The 18,445-nt window shown below is 41.9% G+C and carries 17 protein-coding genes; 7 read left to right on the top strand and 10 right to left on the bottom strand.

Going from position 1 to position 18,445, the window contains the following annotated elements:
- Window positions 1-34 precede the first annotated feature (34 nt).
- A complete protein-coding gene (locus FRX45_RS09690; protein ID WP_152268211.1) occupies window positions 35-1,522 on the bottom strand; it encodes a SusD/RagB family nutrient-binding outer membrane lipoprotein in 1,488 nt (495 codons plus the stop codon).
- Between the two features lie 36 nt (window positions 1,523-1,558).
- The gene (locus FRX45_RS09685; RefSeq protein WP_226805180.1) at window positions 1,559-4,726 is read right to left on the bottom strand and encodes a SusC/RagA family TonB-linked outer membrane protein; all 3,168 of its coding nucleotides are present in this window, start codon (window positions 4,724-4,726) and stop codon (window positions 1,559-1,561) included.
- 321 nt (window positions 4,727-5,047) lie between these two features.
- Here FRX45_RS09685 and FRX45_RS09680 point away from each other — a divergent pair, with 321 nt between their 5' ends.
- Both FRX45_RS09680 and FRX45_RS09675 read left to right on the top strand, forming a co-directional pair.
- A complete protein-coding gene (locus tag FRX45_RS09680; RefSeq protein WP_152268210.1) occupies window positions 5,048-5,884 on the top strand; it encodes a UDP-2,3-diacylglucosamine diphosphatase in 837 nt (278 codons plus the stop codon).
- Window positions 5,885-5,942: 58 nt separating this feature from the next.
- On the top strand, window positions 5,943-6,938 hold the full coding sequence (locus FRX45_RS09675; RefSeq protein WP_152268209.1) for a glycosyltransferase family protein: 996 nt from the start codon (window positions 5,943-5,945) through the stop codon (window positions 6,936-6,938).
- 29 nt (window positions 6,939-6,967) lie between these two features.
- On the opposite strand, the gene FRX45_RS09670 is transcribed toward FRX45_RS09675, so the two are convergent.
- Window positions 6,968-7,252, bottom strand: coding sequence for a hypothetical protein (locus tag FRX45_RS09670; RefSeq protein ID WP_152268208.1), 285 nt, complete (start codon window positions 7,250-7,252; stop codon window positions 6,968-6,970).
- Window positions 7,253-7,318: 66 nt separating this feature from the next.
- Window positions 7,319-7,957, bottom strand: a complete 639-nt coding sequence (locus tag FRX45_RS09665) for a ribonuclease HII (protein WP_226805171.1) — start codon at window positions 7,955-7,957, stop codon at window positions 7,319-7,321.
- Window positions 7,958-7,970: 13 nt separating this feature from the next.
- Here FRX45_RS09665 and FRX45_RS09660 point away from each other — a divergent pair, with 13 nt between their 5' ends.
- Complete coding sequence (locus tag FRX45_RS09660) at window positions 7,971-9,011, top strand: COX15/CtaA family protein (RefSeq protein WP_152268207.1); 1,041 nt, start codon at window positions 7,971-7,973, stop codon at window positions 9,009-9,011.
- A gap of 126 nt (window positions 9,012-9,137) precedes the next feature.
- Entirely contained in the window at window positions 9,138-11,423 is a 2,286-nt protein-coding gene (locus FRX45_RS09655) for a hypothetical protein (RefSeq protein ID WP_152268206.1), read from the top strand.
- Here FRX45_RS09655 and FRX45_RS09650 read toward each other — a convergent pair.
- Window positions 11,359-12,273, bottom strand: a complete 915-nt coding sequence (locus tag FRX45_RS09650) for a diacylglycerol/lipid kinase family protein (RefSeq protein WP_152268205.1) — start codon at window positions 12,271-12,273, stop codon at window positions 11,359-11,361. The two genes, FRX45_RS09655 and FRX45_RS09650, sit on opposite strands and share 65 nt — an antisense overlap.
- Before the next feature lie 156 nt (window positions 12,274-12,429).
- Complete coding sequence (locus FRX45_RS09645) at window positions 12,430-12,987, bottom strand: DsbA family protein (protein WP_152268204.1); 558 nt, start codon at window positions 12,985-12,987, stop codon at window positions 12,430-12,432.
- Between the two features lie 222 nt (window positions 12,988-13,209).
- On the opposite strand from FRX45_RS09645, the gene FRX45_RS09640 reads away from it, so the two are divergent.
- A complete protein-coding gene (locus FRX45_RS09640; RefSeq protein WP_152268203.1) occupies window positions 13,210-13,941 on the top strand; it encodes an LOG family protein in 732 nt (243 codons plus the stop codon).
- A 63-nt stretch (window positions 13,942-14,004) separates the two neighbouring features.
- Here FRX45_RS09640 and FRX45_RS09635 read toward each other — a convergent pair whose 3' ends face one another.
- A complete protein-coding gene (locus FRX45_RS09635; protein ID WP_152268202.1) occupies window positions 14,005-14,415 on the bottom strand; it encodes an OsmC family peroxiredoxin in 411 nt (136 codons plus the stop codon).
- A gap of 183 nt (window positions 14,416-14,598) precedes the next feature.
- On the opposite strand from FRX45_RS09635, the gene FRX45_RS09630 reads away from it, so the two are divergent.
- Entirely contained in the window at window positions 14,599-15,744 is a 1,146-nt protein-coding gene (locus tag FRX45_RS09630) for a methionine aminotransferase (protein WP_152268201.1), read from the top strand.
- A 150-nt stretch (window positions 15,745-15,894) separates the two neighbouring features.
- Window positions 15,895-16,347: an IS200/IS605 family transposase gene (tnpA, locus tag FRX45_RS09625; protein ID WP_152268200.1), complete on the top strand. Its 453-nt coding sequence runs from the start codon at window positions 15,895-15,897 to the stop codon at window positions 16,345-16,347.
- A gap of 352 nt (window positions 16,348-16,699) precedes the next feature.
- Here the strand turns inward: tnpA and FRX45_RS09620 are convergent, their stop codons facing one another.
- From FRX45_RS09620 to bcp, 3 genes are read right to left on the bottom strand one after another with little or no spacing between them, the layout of a single operon-like run.
- On the bottom strand, window positions 16,700-17,533 hold the full coding sequence (locus FRX45_RS09620; RefSeq protein WP_152268199.1) for a glycoside hydrolase family 16 protein: 834 nt from the start codon (window positions 17,531-17,533) through the stop codon (window positions 16,700-16,702).
- Between the two features lie 41 nt (window positions 17,534-17,574).
- Window positions 17,575-17,883: an eCIS core domain-containing protein gene (locus FRX45_RS09615; RefSeq protein WP_152268198.1), complete on the bottom strand. Its 309-nt coding sequence runs from the start codon at window positions 17,881-17,883 to the stop codon at window positions 17,575-17,577.
- Entirely contained in the window at window positions 17,884-18,351 is a 468-nt protein-coding gene (gene bcp / locus FRX45_RS09610) for a thioredoxin-dependent thiol peroxidase (protein ID WP_152268197.1), read from the bottom strand.
- Window positions 18,352-18,445 lie beyond the last annotated feature (94 nt).

Raw genomic sequence — 18,445 nt, 5'->3', positions numbered from 1 at the left:
CTCAAATCAATAAATTCTGAAATTTATTATTATTTTACTTAACCCACCATGGTTCAGAACTAATTTTATCATTGCCTTCCCCAAACTGGCTGCTAATAGCAGCCGAAACGTTGGTGGCATTATTATTATATTCTGCCTCCGGATAAATCCAGCGGAAAGGTATAGAAACCCCTGCAGGCCTGCGGAACGAGGGATAGCCGGTTCTGAGATGGTCAAAAAACGGCCCCCACGGAGATTGCTGGAATGCACGTAAATAACGCTGCATAATTATTTTTTCAATCTTTTCTTCCGGCGTGGCCGCAGTTGAAAGGTTATTAATTGCTTTTCCAAGATAAGCATCTGCCTTAGCGGGTGTTACATAGCTCCCCAATCCCTTTGCATACGTTTCGTAAAACTTAAAGGATGATTTTACTCCCTGGTTGTAGTAATCTACTTCATTTCCTGCAACCCAGCCCCTTACAATGGCTTCTGCAATAATCAATTGTTGTTCGGCATATCCCAACAGCACCAATGGCTCAGTGGTTGGATCTTTATGGTACCTGTTATTTACTTTAGAAGTTTTACCGTTGGCTGCCTTGGTATTTACTTCCGCATAAGGAGCGGCAGGGTCTCCACCCTCATATGCAGCGAAGTTATCAATAGCCAGGCCGCCATCTTCCGCATTTTTGGTTTGCGTGCAATAAATAAACAACCGGGGGTCTTCCCGATCCTGCAGGCGGCGTATAAAAGTAGAATCCATATACATGCCGGAGCCATACCCGCTGGAATTGAATTCAGGATAGCGGTTTCCCTGCTGATCAAGGAATACTAATTTTGCATCATCTTCATTACCGGTAAAAAGGGGTTCACTGGTAACAATCTGTGCAAACTTTGATTTAAGGTTCAAATCAGCATCAGCTTCTTTCTTAGAAAGCAGCAGTAACACTTTCAAACGAAAAGCGTTTACCAGTTTGCGCCATTTTGTAACATCACCTCCATAAATAATATCCCCCGCAATAATGGTGTTTTCGGCCGCTAATATGTCATTGGCTTCTTTAAGCTCAGCGAGGATCCCTTTAAATACCTCTTTTTGGGCATCATATACCGGTGGAGCATATTCGGCTTGTGTTTCGCCCTGTAAAGCTTGTGAATAAGGTACATCGCCGAAAGTAAGGGTCAGATTAAGAAAATAAAAAGCTCTGAAAAATTTACCCAGTGCAATATAAGCCTTGCTGTTAATACGTTCGGCTTCTTCCATCATTTTGGTTACATCCCGCATACGGGAATACGCCCCAAAGTCGGAACGATCCCATTTATAATATTGGCCACTGCTTTCGCCATCGGTTTGCACCAGCATTTTCATAGCATAAAGCGAACCGGTACCTGTATTATATTGAAATGCATTCCATTGAATTTGAGTGAGTTGAAGCTGCGGGTGCGTTTCGGTTACCCGGTTAGGATCAACATTTATTTCTGCCAGATCTTTTTTGCAGGAAGCCAAAGCAAAAAAAGCAGCAGTAACTATTAATAGTATCTTCTTCATATCGTTCTAATGCTTTAAAGTGTTTATAAACTTGAACTATAATTTCACATTCAGCGAAAAGCCTACATACCTGGGTGACGGGTCTTGTAAGTCGCCGTCATTACCAGTACCATAATCAGGATCAAGCAATGGAATTTTTTTCCATATCAGCAGGTTATAACCAAATACCTGGGCATTCAGTCCTTTAATCCAGGTACCAAGATTAATTACTTTTGCCAGATCATAACCAACCGCAACTCTTCTCAGTTTAAAAAATGAACGGTCGAAGGTATTAGCGAATTTCTCGTTCTCTTTTTCAGTTACTCTGGCCCTGTAAGGATATTGCTGTCCCCAGGTTTGCCAGCTCACGGCTGTCTTATTAGGTGTGTAAGTCCTGGTGTCGGATATCACATTGCCCAATACGTCACGCTGCAGTTCTCCGCCTGTAACCACTACTCCCTCCGGAACGTAAACCGGTTGCCCCGCGGCATATTCGGCTGCCCGAAACTCTGTTGAACTCGGATGTTTTCCTCCCCACCACATTTTCTCTACAGTAGTAGAGTTCATGATACCACCCCATACGCCATCTATATCTATTCCAATATCAAAGCCTTTGATATTGAACTTATTCATTAATCCCAAGCGCCAGGACGGATCCAGGTGGCCGAGATTCTGTGCAAAAGCATCTCTGATTGGCAATCCGTTGGCACCCAGGATCAGCTCTCCTGTTGCGCTTTTTTGCCAAACGGTAGCATAATAACTATCAACTCTTTCACCCAGTTTCAGATTGCCATATTTGGGCTGATCTCCATAAATCTCTGTAATCTTTTTCACATATTTCGACCAGTTAGCCGCAATGCTCCAGGTGAAATTCTGCCTTTTTATGGCTTTATAACCAGCTACTATTTCAAAGCCATTGGTTGTATAAACATTGCCATTAACCTTGCGGGATGTAAAACCAGATGCCTCGGAAATCCCCAGATCAATAATCTGATTTTCATCCTTGATATTGTAATAGGTCAGATCTAAGCTCAGCCTGCTATTAAGGAAGGCAGAAGACAACCCAATTTCATAGGAAGACGACTTTTCGGGGAGGATGTTGGGATTAATAATGCCTGCAGGATAATATACCGAAGGCGTACTACCGTAAGTAGTCCCTTTATTGTAGGCGGAATATATACTGTATGGATTTAAATCGCTTGACACCTGCGCCCATGAAGAATATAATTTCAGGTAATCAACAAAAGATGGCATCTGGATATACTCAGAAACCATAGTGCTCAACGAAACGGATGGGTAAAAATAAGAATTATGTTTCACCGGCAAGGTGGATGACCAGTCATTTCGGGCTGTAAAACTTAAGAAAACTGCATTGTAAAAATCCAGATTAGCGGCTCCATAAACGCTTCGAATCGATTTTTCCTGCAAATAGTTACTTGCCTGTACCGGTCCTTGTGTATTGTTAAGGCTATATACAAAAGGAACGATCAAACCATCGGATGATTGGTATTCCTGTGAATAGTTACGATTAAATACCGAAGCGCCGGCATTGATGCCTACCTGAAAATTATCCGAAATTTCTTTGTTGTAAGATGCCAGTACGTCCGCATCAATATTCAATTGTGAAGAGTTCCATATTTTGTAATCACCATTTCTCGAATCGCCATAGTTCATATAAGACTTGGGACTTTTCATAGACTCGAAATTGGAAACATTTCTGCCTGTTCCGCGCACCTGGATATTAAGGTCTTCTGTTACCTTCCACAACGCTTTCATTTGCAAATCCACTACATCCCTGTCCTGTTTCTGCTCCAGCTCATACGAGGCAAAGTACGGATTGTTATACCAGGCGTAATTATAATTGGCCTGGCGGTACCCTTCAAGTCCGGGCACGTACATATGATTTTTCAGATCCTGTCCGTTAACGTCATCACTCATCCAGATCAGGATTGTATAAATGTGATTTTTGGGACCATATCCATATCGCGGATAATTTGGAGAAGATACCTTATTATAAGAAAGCGAACTTTCAATTGTTAGATTTTTAGAAATATCAAACGCGGCATTGAAGTTAAGGCTACCTGTAGTGAGAGACATATTGGGAACCTGCCCCTTCTGGTAAGCATATTTTCCGGAAGCGTAATACCGTGCTTTTTCACCTTTGTAAGCAACAGAAAAATTATTGGTGGTTACAAAACCTGTTTGTAAGAAATCTTTAAGATTATTGTGGTAGACAAAGTCGGTAGGAACACGCTCATATCTTGAACGGTCATCGTATACCGTACCTTTTACATCTCCGTACCATTCTATGGTTTCGCCCGTTTGTTTATCCCTGATCGGACTGTTCCATTGCGGAACTTTAACACCGGCGTTCAATTTAGGCCCCCAGGTCATGTCACCATCGGAGATGCCGCCATCGGCGCCATCCCAGAATTCATATAGTCCGTTCGATCCGCTACCATATTCCGTTTGGGTTTTTGGGAAGGCGGCAAAACCGGCTGTGAACATGTTATTGGTAGTAAAATTAACTTCCATCCCTTCTTTTTTTGCATTCTTAGTGGTGATCAGTATGGCTCCATTCTTCCCTCTTGAACCATACAAGGCAGATGCGGCAATACCTTTCAGCACATTAATGTTTTCAATATCTTCACCGGAAACATCATAAAAGTCCGTTTCAACCGGAACGCCATCAATAACAATGAGGGGATTCTTTCCCCTTAATACAAACGAAGGTTTCTGAAACATACCCGTAGGGTTGGTGACAGTAAGACCTGCCACCTGCCCGGATAAGGCAGTGCCCAGGTTCATAGTACGGGAGTTGGACAATTGCTCCGTATTTACTTCCTGCGTAGTGAAACCTAATCTTTTTTTCTGTTGTTTGATTCCAATCGCAGTCACAACCACTTCACTGAGGTTACGTGTATCTTCTTTGAGTTCTACCGATACTGTGTTCCCGTTAATTTCTACTTCAGCGGCTATATAGCCAATGCCGGTTATTACAAGCACGTCGCCTCTTTTGGCATCAATGGAAAATTGCCCTTCCGATGTAGTTAAAGTACCCTTAGTAGTACCTTTTACCGCAACGGATACACCCTCCAGCGGGTTTTGGTCTTTGGAAGAAGTTACTCTTCCGGTAACGGTTTGTTGCGCGAGGGACAGTAATGGCAGGGCCCATAGTGCCAGCATGGCGATGCAGATTCGCCAGGAACATAACTTTTTGGTCATAAGCGTAGTTTTTTGATTTTTTGATAAAAGGGTTTGCAAAGATTACAAACAGGTGTAAACCGGGGGTTAACCGTGTTTAACCATAATGTTATTTGTATATTAATACTAAATATATTGATTTATATGAAAACTGCTGAAACGGGATAGAAAAACTTGAAAATAATTCTCATTTTATTTTTTTAGCTGCATGGAAACACGCGTTTTATGGCATCAACTTTTGCGGGTTTTGAACTTGTTCCTGCACCAATTCCTCACTATTTCTTAACGCCGGCTTAATATCATAGTAATATGAAATAGAGAAATTTGAGAAACATATCCCTCATGGATAAACGTCCCATAGATGTTGTTGTTATCTCCGATGTGCACCTGGGTACTTATGGCTGCAAGGCCAAAGAACTAACCGCTTATCTTAAAAGTATCGCCCCCTCCATGCTTATTCTTAACGGGGATATTATTGATGCATGGCAGTTCAGCAAAAGTTATTTTCCCGCTACTCATCTCGGCGTGATCAAGGAAATCATTCATTGCATCACCAACGGTACAAGAGTATTTTACATTACCGGTAATCACGATGAAGTGCTAAGACGCTATTCGGGTTGCAGGGTGGGTAATTTTATGCTAACCGACAAGCTGGTGCTGGAAATAGACAATAAATTGACCTGGATATTTCATGGAGATGTGTTTGATAACACCACAAAAGGGAGCGCTAAATTTCTGGCCAAGCTTGGCAGCACCGGCTATGGCGCGCTAATACTGGTTAACCGCTTTATCAATACAATTTTACGATGCATTGGGCGTGAAAGAGTATCGCTTTCAAAAAAGATAATGGAGGGTGTGAATAAAGCCGTTTCAAAGATTAATGATTTTGAGATGACTGCCGCGGAACTGGCGATTAAAAAAAAGTACGAGTATGTTATTTGCGGACATATTCATAAACCGCAGAAAAGGATAGTGCGTAATGAAGAAGGTGATGTTACTTATTTGAATAGCGGCGACTGGGTGGAGCATTGCACAGCATTGGAGTATTGTAAAAAGGAATGGAAGCTGTTCGAGTTTGATCCATCCAATTTCCCCGAAATGAAAGTGGAGAAAGAAAGGCCCCGGCCTGATGTAGTTACAGATGAGATCAGCTATTATATCAGTTCGCTAACGGGATAGGATAAGGGAGCAGTAGGTGGTAAGTCGTAAGTGTACAGTAAAAATTGAATATGATTGTATGAAAATATTCTATGCTATACAGGCAACGGGAAACGGGCATATCAGCAGGGCTATGGAGTTATTGCCCTACCTGCAGCAATATGGAACGGTGGATATATTCTTAAGCGGCGCCAACAGCAGCCTGCATCTTGATGCACCCATAAAATACAGGAGCAAAGGCTTGAGTTTGTTTTATACCTGCAAGGGAAGCCTTGATTATTTTTCAATGATAAAAAGGATTTCGCCGTTTCATATCAAAAAAGAAGTAGCGGCATTGCCTGTGGAAAAATATGATCTGGTTATAAATGATTTTGAATGTATAACCTCACTGGCCTGCCGGCAAAAAAAAGCACCCTCCATTCATTTTGGACACCAGGCGAGTTTTATGTCGGCAAAAACACCCCGCCCGGCTCAGCAAAGCCGTATAGGTGAATGGCTCCTGAAAAACTATGCAGGAGCTACGCAATATATGGGTCTGCATTTCAGGCAATACGACGACTTTATTCATACGCCCGTTATTAAGTCTGAAATATGGAACGCCCGTCCGGTCCACGATAATCACATAACCGTTTACTTACCCGCTTACTGCGATTGTGAGATCCGTAAATTTTTTGGAAAACTTACTTCGTACCGCTTCCAGGTTTTTTCACGGGAAGTAAAAGTTGAAACAAAACAGGACCACCTCACTTTTATACCGGTAAGCAAAGAAAAATTTAATGAAAGCCTGATCCATTGCGCTGCAATTGTTTGTGGCGCCGGTTTTGAAACGCCTTCGGAGGCGCTGCATTTAAAGAAAAAAATAATGGTGATGCCCATCAAAGGGCAATATGAGCAGCAATGCAATGCCGCTGCCCTACGGCAACTGGGGGTAAAAACACTAGCTCACCTTCCTGAAAATTTTAATACCATTTTTGAACAATGGTACGCTGATGCGCAGCCCGTTGATATTTCATTTCAACACGATGCCGGTCAAATTGCAGCGATGATGATGCAGAAAGCCGCTGTAGGCCTGTAGTTTTTAATAAAGCCATTCTCCGTAAAACATTACAGGTGTACCAGCCCGGCTTGTGGCAATAAAACCGCACCCATCCCTAACACGCCGCCTGCTACAGAAGCCACGGCATCCATAAAATCATATCTGCCTTTTCCGGTAATTTTTGAGAACAATTCAAAGCCATAGCTGATAGCAATTACTATTGCCAGCGCCATTATGGATGATAAAATAATATCTGTTGGCCAAAGCCACCAGCCAGTTGCCTGCAACAGGGCGCCCATTGCAATGCCAACCAGGAAATGCCTCCATTTATCAGGCGCTATTTTTTTGATCATGTTTTTTAAATGAAAAGGATTATAAAGGGTTGATCACTATTTTTCCGCCTGGCAGGCTTTACCATTTTACTCCCATATTTCCATTTGGGCAGATATGCATTGAAAACTTTTCCGGTGAAAAGGGCTAAGCCCGTGCTTTAGAATGGATCTGCGGTGTGCCGCTGTTCCATAGCCTTTATTATTATACCAATGGTAGTGCGGAAAATCTTCATGTAGTTTCATCATGTATTCATCCCTGTACGTTTTGGCCAATACGCTGGCAGCGGCGATAGAAGAAAAAATCCCATCACCTTTTATGATGCAGTGGTGATCAATTTTTTTATAGGCATGAAACCGGTTACCGTCAATTAATAGCAGCTCAGGTATAATAGGTAGTCCGTCTAAAGCCAGGTGCATTGCCCTAAACGATGCATTTAATATATTGATCCTGTCAATTTCTTCATGATCTACACTTGCTACATTATAAGCTATCGCTTTTTCTTCAATGTATATTCTCATTTCACTGCGCTGTTCCGCAGTTAATTGTTTGGAATCATTGAGTACAGGGTGAAAAAAATCACGGGGCAAAATCACGGCTGCTGCAAATACAGGCCCGGCCAGGCATCCGCGGCCCGCTTCATCGCAGCCTGCTTCGATGTGTATATCCTGGTAAAACGCCTGTAACATATATTCGTGCTGCAATGTTAAGAATAAAAAATCGTACAATACTTTTGCAGTTATGAACAAATCGCTTTCACCCTCGCCCAACAGGGCGGTAGCCTGGTGGTTATTAACAGGTGCGGGTATGATTATGATCCAGGTATTGATAGGGGGCATTACCCGCCTTACCGAATCCGGACTCTCCATTACAGAGTGGAAACCCATTACAGGCATATTGCCGCCAATAGGCGACTTAGCCTGGCAATCGGAATTTGATAAATACAAACAAACCGACCAGTTCAGGTACCTCCATTCAGATTTTTTATTATCCGATTTCAAATTTATTTTCTTCTGGGAATGGTTTCACCGTTTTTGGGCCAGGTTATTGGGCATTGTTTTTATTATAGGATTTGCATGGTTTATATGGAAGAAAAAATTCAAACGGGAGATGATCATTCCGCTGATCATTCTTTTTTTGCTGGGCGCTCTGCAGGGCGCTATTGGATGGATAATGGTAAAAAGCGGGCTGGTGCCTGAAAAATATTTTGTAGGACATGTTGAGCTGGCAACTCATTTTGTAGCGGCACTAATACTGTTGGTATATACTTTATGGTTTGCTTTACGCATGCTGGTGCCGGAGCAGCAAATTGTTCGTTATGCATCTTTAAAAAAATTTACAGTGCTGCTGATGCTGCTGTTATTCGTTCAGCTTGTTTATGGTGGTTTTATGGCAGGGCTTAAAGCCGCTACTATTGCTCCAACCTGGCCTACGATTAATGGCGAATGGTTTCCTGCATCATTGTTTAATACCCGGGGGGTGGAGAATTATATAAACAATCCATTTATGGTACAGTTTATTCACCGGGGAATAGCCTATCTTTTTGTTATACTCATTGTTGCCTGGTTTATTAAAGCACGAAAGGCTGTTGCAGCCCCCTGGCTGAGCAAAACCAGGGCATTGCCACTCCTGCTGGTATTGGTCCAGGTGTTGCTGGGCATACTCACTGTTTTATACTCCCCTTCAGTAAACGCATTAGTATGGTTGGGTGTGCTGCATCAGTTTACCGCTATGCTGCTGCTGGTATCGCTGGTGTGGATGTTGTACCTGGTGAAGAAGTAGAAATTGCAAATAACTAAACAAGAACATTTATTCCGTTATACCTGATGCGAAAAGATAAATTGCTGTTAACAGCATATTATTGTATCCGTCTTTTGCGTTAAATATCAAAGTATTATATTGCGTTTGATGCCTGTTTTTTCTAACATAAAAGCCTATATAAAGGGGTTTTATTATTCCTTTCCTGTTCAGCTTTTCATTCTTCATCTCAGGCGTTATCAGTTGCTTCTTGCTTTCTGGTTCATTTTGGCCAGTGCAATTCATGGCGATTTTATGAGCACATTCGGTGCGGATTCACTTTTTCTGGCCCCCGAATACCTGGGAGAAGTAAACGGGTTTAGTATGGCAATAGTGGGTGTGGCTACAGGTATTTTTATCATGAGCTGGAACATCACTACTTTTATTTTGCATAGCAACCAGTTCAAATTTTTAGCCACTACTTCCAAACCCTTTTTGAAATACTGCATCAACAATGCCATTATACCGCTGCTGTTCCTTATTTTCTATTTGTCTAAAAGCATTTATTATGATACGCATAATGAGCTGCTTCCTGCTCGCAGAATTATTGTACTGGTAACTGGTTTTTTGTCGGGACTTAGTTTTGCTTTCGTGATTTCTTTTTTATATTTTTTCAGAACAGAGAAATCCATGATGCGTACTATGGAGCCTGTTTTCAGGGATCCCAAAACATTTGCCGCACAGTTTGGCATTGGCGGTAAACATTTTCATGAAAGGGGAATGCTGCATATTGACTGGTTTTTTAATACGAGGATGAAATTGAAAAAGCCCCGCAACGTAACGCATTATTCGCAGGAGTTTATTGATACCGTTTTTAAAAGACATCATTTTACCGCTGTAATATCCATTATACTGGCTTTTTTATTTTTGGCGCTGATCGGGATGCTGATGGACAAGCCTTTTTTTATTATCCCTGCGGCGGCGGCTATCCTCTTGTTTTTTTCTGTGCTGATTGCCGGCTCGGGGGCGTTAACCTACTGGCTTAAAAGCTGGGCTTTTCCCATTTTACTGCTTTTGGGTATTGGATTGAATTTTTTGTTTGAAAAAGAGATCATTGATCCGCGCAATAAGGCTTATGGTATCAATTATACGAACCGCAGTGAACGACCTGTTTACACCAGAGACAGTATCATGCAATTGTGCACCATTGAAAAAATGGAGGCGGATAAGAAAAATATGATCCGGATACTGGAACGCTGGAAACAGCGGCAGCGTGAAGAAAAGCCTTTGTTATATATCATAAATGTAAGTGGAGGCGGCACCCGGTCGGCAACATTTACGCTTAATGTAATGCAGCACATGGACAGTATCATGAATGGAGAGTTGTTGAGAAAAACCTTTATCATCAATGGTGCTTCAGGTGGTATGCTGGGAGCGGCTTATTACCGCGAATTGTTTCGCTTAAAACAACAGGGCAGGCCGGTTAACCTCCAGGATCAGCAATACACAGATAATATATCCAAAGATCTTTTGAATGCCCTGTTCTCCTCTTTTGTAACACGCGATCTTTTTGCACCCGCCCAGCAGTTCAAAGCGGGAAATTATAATTATATCAAGGACAGGGGTTATGCCTTTGAAGAACAATTCAACCGCAACACAGGCAGAATATTAGATTATACCTTAAGAGATATTACTGAAGATGAAGCCGCTGCCAAAATCCCTCTTATGCTTTTTAATTCTACTATTACAAGAGATGGGCGGAAAATGATCATCAGCACACAACCTGTTAGTTTTATGATGCGCAATTGGCCCGATTCAGCCGCCGGTATAACAGCCGAACCCGATGCCATTGATTTTAGCGCTATGTTTAAAAAGCAGGATCCGTATAGCCTCCGGCTGCTTTCTACTTTGCGTATTAATGCTACTTTCCCTTATGTTTTACCTAATGTATGGCTACCTTCTTCGCCAATTATAGATGTAATGGATGCGGGTATGCGCGATAATTTCGGTCAGGAATCTTCCCTGCGTTTTTTACATGTGCTGGAAAATTGGATAACTAATAATACAGGGGGAGTTGTATTTATACAAATACGCGATCGTAAAGATGGTGAATGGGATGAAGGGTATGACGATCCCAGCATTACAGGTATGTTTACAAAGCCCATTATGACGCTGCAGCATAACTGGATGAAGATGCAGGATTATTATCATGATGAAATGATTCAGTATGCACATACCGGCTTTGGCTTTCCCTTTAAAAAAATCACTTTTTCCTATGCGCCATTACCCAAACAAAAAGGAGCCGCTTTAAACTTTCACCTTACCAGAAATGAAAAATTAGATATCAGAAGAGCGCTTCATTCTGAATCAAATGTGACGTCATTTAAAAAAATCATTTTTTTTCAATCTGCCCGCGTAAAGGCCGGATCAGCCGAAATGCATTTGGAACAACGCTGATATCAAAACCAGAAGCCGTAGGTTTGGGGTCACCATCAATGTGCAAAGGAGCAGCATCGGGGTTTTTGATATAGAGATTTTTCGTTTGATAATAAATAACGCCCTTTTTTTTATGACGGATTTCTTTTACCTCTCCCCTCCATATTTGCTGCAGTACTGCAAGCAGCATATGCGGCTTATTCATTTTTTGTACAATTACAATATCAAGTAAACCATCATTAAGATCAGCTTTAGGGGCAATGGTAAACTGGTTGCCAAACTGGTTGCTGTTGGCTATGCTAACAAAAAATGCTTCTGTAAAAAGAGAATCACCATTTGCGATAATTTCAAAATGGTATGGTTTTGCCTTAATAAAATTAGTATAGGTCTGCTTTATATAAGTTATAAGCCCTCTCCGGTTTTGCTTTGCGAAATCATGCGCTACCTGCGCATCAAAACCTAAACCGCTAAGCATGCACGAAAACTCATTATTGATCGTAAAGGCATCGGTGAGTACCGGGGCGCCTGTAAAAATAAGATCAATGGCTTTGTGGGGGTTTTTAGAAATACCTGCGCAAAAAGCAAGTCCGTTGCCCGAACCGCAGGGGATAAGCCCAAAACTAACACGGGTATCCCTGAGGTTATGTACTACGCTGCTTATGGTGCCATCGCCCCCGGCAACCACAACATCCGTTACACCTTCATACAATATTTTATAACGGATATCATCATAATTGCCCTCGGTCCTGGTAGGAAAAATTTCAAAATTCACTCCCGATGCAGTAAGTTTTTTTTCAATAAGCCGCCTGATTTTAGAGCGGTTTCCTGTTCCGGCAATTGGATTCAGCAAAAAAATGATCCTGCGTTTCATACTGCAAACTGCGCAACTTAAATGATATTAAGACAAGGCTTATGCTATTATTTTCTGATATTTGTAGAAATAGCCTTAACAGCACTATAAGGCCCCATGAAGCAGCGCTACGCATTTTAGCAGAAAAACGAGCGTTTGCAAGTGAAAATTAAAAACCTAAGCTCTTTGCGATACTTTTTTCTTGCTTTTTAATGCCTGGGTAATAGCCGCGGAAAGATTTTGTAAGGTAGGTTTTCCTTCAAAGCGCTCTCCATTTACAAAAATGGCAGGCACATCTGTAACACCTGCATCCACAGCCTGCATCTGGTCGTCTCTTACATACCATCCAAATTTTGAATTCATCAGGTCGTCCAGAAAATGTTTGCGGGTAACTCCTACATCGCGGGCATAACCCTTAAGGCTGATAGTACCCAAGTTACGCTGGTGATGAAGCAAAATATTGTGCATTTCCCAGAATTTTCCTTCCTGGCCTGCAGCAATGGCAGCTTCGGCGGCTTTAAAGGAACGCTGGTGAATACGGGTAAGCGGAAAATGACGAAAATTGTATTTTATCTTCCCTTTATATGTTTCCAGCAATTGCTGCACAACATCGTGAATTTTAGCGGTGTCAGCACTTTCGTAGTCTCCGTACTCCACAATAAGCACTTTTGCCTCCGGATCACCAACAATCATTTCTTTTGGTGGTATTATCTTTTCTTCAACTTTAAACTTCATAATCCAATCTTTTTATGATTAATCCAATGGCGTCAAAATAGATGCCATTTCATGGTTTGTAATCTAAACCTATATAATATATTAATTAAAAATGTAAAGATCATCAATTTTCAATGATTTACAGCATATTCATCCAATATACTGTATAATGACAGATTGTCTTACCGGGGTTGGCGCTTTTTAGCAAAAATCCGGTAGGTTTGGAATATTTATTTTCAAACTATGCCTAAAGAAAAAGCTTCTGAGATACGGTTTTTAGAAGGCCCTCAATCCAGGTGGGAGGATTTTAAGTTTACTATAAAAGTTGCTCTGGAATTTGTAAAAGGATTTCGCGCCCTGCACTTTGCCGGGCCCTGCGTTACTATTTTTGGATCTGCCAGGTTTAAGGAAGATCATGAATACTATGTATTAACACAAAAACTTTCCGGTCAGATAGCCCGCCTTGGTTTTACTATTCTGACGGGGGGAGGCCCCGGTATTATGGAAGCAGCCAACCGTGGGGCAAAGGAGGTTGGTGGAAGGTCCGTTGGATGTAATATTGTTTTACCACACGAACAGTATCCTAATCCTTACCTTGATAAATGGGTGAACATCAGGTATTTTTTTGTGCGTAAAACCCTGTTGGTAAAATATTCCTATGCTTTTGTGGTAATGCCGGGTGGATTTGGCACGCTTGATGAATTTTTTGAAGCCCTCACGCTTATCCAAACCCAAATGATCAAGGCATTTCCCATTATTGTTTTTTGCAAAGAGTTCCATAAGGAATTAATGGATTATGTGGAGAAGCTGATCGTAGCAGGCACTATTTCACCCGTTGACCTGGAATTGGTATTGCTTACCGATTCTATTGAAGAGGCGGTTGAACACATTAAAACAAACAGCATTGATCAGTTCGGGCTAAAATATGCTGAGCCAAAACCTACGAAATGGCTGTTTGAGAAAAAGTTTTTTTAAACAATATTGCCACTTTTCAGCGGCAATATTGTTTAATGATCATAACAAGTGATCTTATTATAATTATAGCAAAGTAGCGTCCAGCGTAATATCGGTGTTCAGCAATTTACTGATCGGGCAATTGGCTTTGGCATCTGCCGCAGCCGCATCGAATTTGGCTTTGTCAATACCGGGCACTTTTGCTTTAAGTACCAGGTGCGATGAGGTAATGGCGCCATCTCCCAGTGTAATAACACACTCGGTTATAATTTCATCGGGTGTAAAACCCCCGGCGTTCAGTACAAAAGCCAGCTTCATACTAAAGCATCCTGCATGGGCGGCGGCAATCAGTTCCTCGGGGTTGGTGCCTGTACCATTCTCAAAACGCGACTTATACGAATACTGTGTTTTATTGAGTACGGTGCTTTGCGTACTCACTGAGCCATTGCCATCTTTGCCTGTGCCGTTCCATACGGCGGTTGCTGAACGTTTCATATTATATTATTTATTTGTTACGAAAATGCAAATTGCAGCAGGGCGGAATTACGGATCGCAGAAGTAAAATAACAAATTCCAGCAAACCATCCGGTCATTACACGCCACTAAGTTCCGAAATCTTTTCGAGCCTTTGCTGTATAACAAATAATTTTACGTTTTTCGAAAACCAAACCGTTTTAAATGCCATCTATAATCTCCAAACTTCCGGAAGTGGGTACAACCATTTTTACGGTGATGAGTTCCCTGGCAAAGGAACACAATGCGGTAAACCTTGGCCAGGGCTTTCCGGATTTTGACATGAATGAAGAACTGATTGCAAAAGTAAATGAAGCCATGCAAAAGGGATATAACCAGTACACCCACATGAATGGTTACCTGCCACTGCGTGAAGTACTCGCGGAAAAGATAGCAAACCTGTATGGATCAAATATACATGCTGATACCGAAATTACCATAACACCCGGCGGAACCTATGCTATTTATACAGCGCTTACAAGTGTATTGCAGCCGGGCGATGAGGTCATCATTTTTCAGCCGGGCTACGACAGCTATATACCCAATGTGCTGGTTAACGATGCTACCCCTGTACTCATTCCCTTACAGTATCCCAATTATTCCATTAACTGGGATGCGGTGCGCAAAGCCGTTACTCCGCGCACCCGAATGATCATGCTCAATTCGCCGCATAACCCAACGGGCGCCATATTGCGACAACAAGATATAGAAGCATTAAGAACGCTCGTTACCGGAACGGATATTTTTATACTAAGCGATGAAGTATACGAGCATATAATATTTGATGCATTGCCGCACCAGAGTATGCTCCGTTACCCCGATTTGCTGGAGAGAAGCTTTGTATGTTTTTCTTTTGGCAAGATCTATCACTGCACAGGCTGGAAGATCGGCTATTGTGTAGCTCCTGCTGCTGTTATGACCGAATTCAGGAAAGTGCATCAGTTCAATTGTTTTTCAACCGATACGCCCAAGCAGGTGGCGCTTGCCTCTTTTTTAAAGCAAAAAGACCAGTATGAATTTCTGGGCGCTTTTATACAGCAGAAAAGGGATTATTTTCTGCGACTGATGAAGGATACAAAATTTAATATGCATCAATCGCATGGTAGTTATTTTATTTTGGGCAGCTATGGTCATTTCAGCGATGAAGCGGAGAAAGATATTGCCATCCGCATTACCAAAGATTATGGTGTAGCCACTATCCCCGTCTCCGCATTTTACCGAACTCCCATCGATAACAAAGTCCTGCGTTTTTGTTTTTGTAAAAAAGAGGAGACGCTGGAAAAGGCGGTGGAAAGACTGATGAGGGTGTAGGGGATCCGATATTCCACGGACATTATGTTCCTTCAGGGCTAATCTGCGGGATTGGCCAGAACCGTGAAGGGGCGTAATATACCGGTAGTATCAATTATATTAGCGGCAGAGACAACAGGTGTACTATTTTATCATCGCTAACTTATGCATATGGGACAGTCGCTCGTAAAAAATTACGTTCATATCGTGTTCAGCACCAAGTGTCGTCAGCCGCTTATTTACCCTCCGTATGAGGATGAACTTCACAGTTATCTCGGCGGCATCTGCAAAAGCATGGATTGCCAGCCGATAAAAATCGGAGGTTATACAGATCATGTTCATATGCTCTGCAGGTTATCACAAAAAATAGCTTTGATGAAACTGCTGGAAGAAGTAAAATCACATTCCTCCAAATGGATGAAAACCAAAGACAGATCATTAAGTAACTTTTACTGGCAGAATGGATACGGTGCATTTTCTGTTAACCCCGCGGAGGCAGATGTCGTCATCGCTTATATCGCTAATCAGCATGCCCACCACAGTAAGAAAAACTTCCAGGATGAATACAGGGAATATCTTAATTACTATGATGTGGACTATGATGAGAGATATGTGTGGGATTAATATCGGCTACACTCCGCGATCCGGGGATACCGTTCGGAGAATATACGAGGGGCTACTTTCACGTTATGAATATTACGCCATTCAGGGCTAATCTGCGGTGTAATCTGTTATTATGAGCATAACACATCTTTTATAACGAGGGGCTACACCCCACGTTATGGATATTACGCCCCTTCAGGGCTAATCTGCGGGATTGGCCAGAGCCCCAAAGGGGCGTAATCTCTTAACGATGGACATCGTCCATCGTATAATCAGGAACTAAACTGCATAGCCCTGAAGGGGCGTAATATCATATACCGGTAGTATCAATTATATTAGCGGTAGAAACATCAGGTGTACTATTTTATCACAATTACTTCTTGCCCCACACCCGCACATAATCCACCTCCATCTGTTTTGGAAATGCAGTGTGCTGCGGATCACCACCATTTTGCCCGCCAATGGCAAGGTTCAGCAGCATGTAGTGCGGTTGTTTAAAAGGATTGAATCCGCTGCCATCCTTATTTACCAGATCCTTTACTGCTACTTTATTCAGCAGTGAATCATCTACAAATAAAGCTATGTATTCTTCTGTCCAGTCCATACGCCAGGTGTGGAACTTTCCGGCCCACGCAGCGCCCCCTAATTTTTGTACACTTGTTTTGGTAGTATGCCATTCATTGGAATTGTTTTTACCACGACAAAGAATATTCGCTAAAAGTATTTCGCGGTAATATTCCATGATGTCTATTTCACCATTCTCAGGCCAGCGTTTTTCTACCCCCAGCGTCCACCAGGCTGGCCACATACCGGGGTCAATATCAATGCGTGCCCGCATTTCAAAACGACCATACTGCCAGCTCTGTTTTTCTTTGGTGATCAGGCATGAAGAAGTATATTGCACAGTTGGTCTTTTCTTTCGCCAGTTATCACTGCCCGGTTCATATATCGGATTGGATTTTTGTTCCCGCCGTGCTTCAATGATCAGCATGCCCTTTTCACAACGGGCATTTTCGGGCTGGTACCATTGTAATTCCTCATTGCGTACAAAACCTTTTTCATAATTCCATTTTGTTGAATCGGGGGCGCCATTGATATCAAATTCATCATTCCATACGAGTTGGTAGTTATCCTGTGTTTGAGATAGTGCTGCGCTGTGAAATAGTACAACACATGCAGATAAGAATATACATCGGGCAAATTGCATAAGAATAGGTTTACAAATTTTAGTTGAATTTTAAAATCCGCTTACATTATATCCTGTTCCGCCATACGGGCTTCAATTTCATATTTGTTATCGCGGTAACCTTTTTTAATGGTTTCAATGGTGTAACGGGCTATAAAAGGAATGAACCCGTATCGCCTGAATTGTTCAACATGCTTCAATTCGTGTTTTACCCAGCGGGTATCGTCTAAAAACTCCCGGGCAGTAGCATTATACAGGTGAATGGTTTTGCCCAAGGTAAAAGCCACATTGTCTACTCCGAGCCACCAGGCAGCAATCTTTGCTTTCCAGGATCGTTCTCTTATTTTTATATTAGTGGTATCTACCTGCATTTATAACTGCTCCCATGCTTTAATAATTTCTTCTGCATGTTGTTTATTCCTGGGACGTAAAAATACCTTCCTGACCACCCCTTTTTCATCAATAATAAAAGTAGTGCGGTGCAATCCCATGTACTTTCTTCCGTATAACTGCTTCTCGCCCCATACCCCGTATTTGTCAATAACTTTATGATCCGGGTCGGCCAGCAAATTAAACGGGAGTGTATATTTTTCTTCAAATTTTTTATGTGATTTTTCATCATTGGGGCTTACGCCCAATATTTCAAATCCCTTTTGTTTCAATAAAGAAAAATTGTCCCTCAAATTACAGGCTTGTATAGTACAGGTAGGCGTATCATCCTCCGGGTAAAAATACAATACCAGCTTTTTCCCTTTATAATCCGATAGGGCAATTTTTTCTCCTTCTTGATTCTTTCCGGAAAAGGCAGGAGCTTTATCGCCTTCTTTTACTGTAATCATAATGAATGTGAAAATATGGGAAATGTGGGAAATGTGAAAATTGGAGAATGAGGAAAGAGTAGTTGCAGCGTGATAAGAAGAACCAAATAACAAA

It is taken from the genome of Agriterribacter humi, assembly GCF_009192765.1.
In the GTDB taxonomy this organism is placed as follows: domain Bacteria; phylum Bacteroidota; class Bacteroidia; order Chitinophagales; family Chitinophagaceae; genus Agriterribacter; species Agriterribacter humi.
This window is presented reverse-complemented; position numbering and strand designations above follow the sequence as displayed.

Bases quoted from the DNA above. Each gene is read 5' to 3' on its own strand.
- FRX45_RS09690 (WP_152268211.1), bottom strand. From the start codon at position 1,522: ATGAAGAAGATACTATTAATAGTTACTGCTGCTTTTTTTGCTTTGGCT.
- FRX45_RS09685 (WP_226805180.1), bottom strand. From the start codon at position 4,726: ATGACCAAAAAGTTATGTTCCTGGCGAATCTGCATCGCCATGCTGGCA.
- FRX45_RS09680 (WP_152268210.1), top strand. From the start codon at position 5,048: ATGGATAAACGTCCCATAGATGTTGTTGTTATCTCCGATGTGCACCTG.
- FRX45_RS09675 (WP_152268209.1), top strand. From the start codon at position 5,943: ATGAAAATATTCTATGCTATACAGGCAACGGGAAACGGGCATATCAGC.
- FRX45_RS09670 (WP_152268208.1), bottom strand. From the start codon at position 7,252: ATGATCAAAAAAATAGCGCCTGATAAATGGAGGCATTTCCTGGTTGGC.
- FRX45_RS09660 (WP_152268207.1), top strand. From the start codon at position 7,971: ATGAACAAATCGCTTTCACCCTCGCCCAACAGGGCGGTAGCCTGGTGG.
- FRX45_RS09655 (WP_152268206.1), top strand. From the start codon at position 9,138: ATGCCTGTTTTTTCTAACATAAAAGCCTATATAAAGGGGTTTTATTAT.
- FRX45_RS09650 (WP_152268205.1), bottom strand. From the start codon at position 12,273: ATGAAACGCAGGATCATTTTTTTGCTGAATCCAATTGCCGGAACAGGA.
- FRX45_RS09645 (WP_152268204.1), bottom strand. From the start codon at position 12,987: ATGAAGTTTAAAGTTGAAGAAAAGATAATACCACCAAAAGAAATGATT.
- FRX45_RS09640 (WP_152268203.1), top strand. From the start codon at position 13,210: ATGCCTAAAGAAAAAGCTTCTGAGATACGGTTTTTAGAAGGCCCTCAA.
- FRX45_RS09635 (WP_152268202.1), bottom strand. From the start codon at position 14,415: ATGAAACGTTCAGCAACCGCCGTATGGAACGGCACAGGCAAAGATGGC.
- FRX45_RS09630 (WP_152268201.1), top strand. From the start codon at position 14,599: ATGCCATCTATAATCTCCAAACTTCCGGAAGTGGGTACAACCATTTTT.
- tnpA (WP_152268200.1), top strand. From the start codon at position 15,895: ATGGGACAGTCGCTCGTAAAAAATTACGTTCATATCGTGTTCAGCACC.
- FRX45_RS09620 (WP_152268199.1), bottom strand. From the start codon at position 17,533: ATGCAATTTGCCCGATGTATATTCTTATCTGCATGTGTTGTACTATTT.
- FRX45_RS09615 (WP_152268198.1), bottom strand. From the start codon at position 17,883: ATGCAGGTAGATACCACTAATATAAAAATAAGAGAACGATCCTGGAAA.
- bcp (WP_152268197.1), bottom strand. From the start codon at position 18,351: ATGATTACAGTAAAAGAAGGCGATAAAGCTCCTGCCTTTTCCGGAAAG.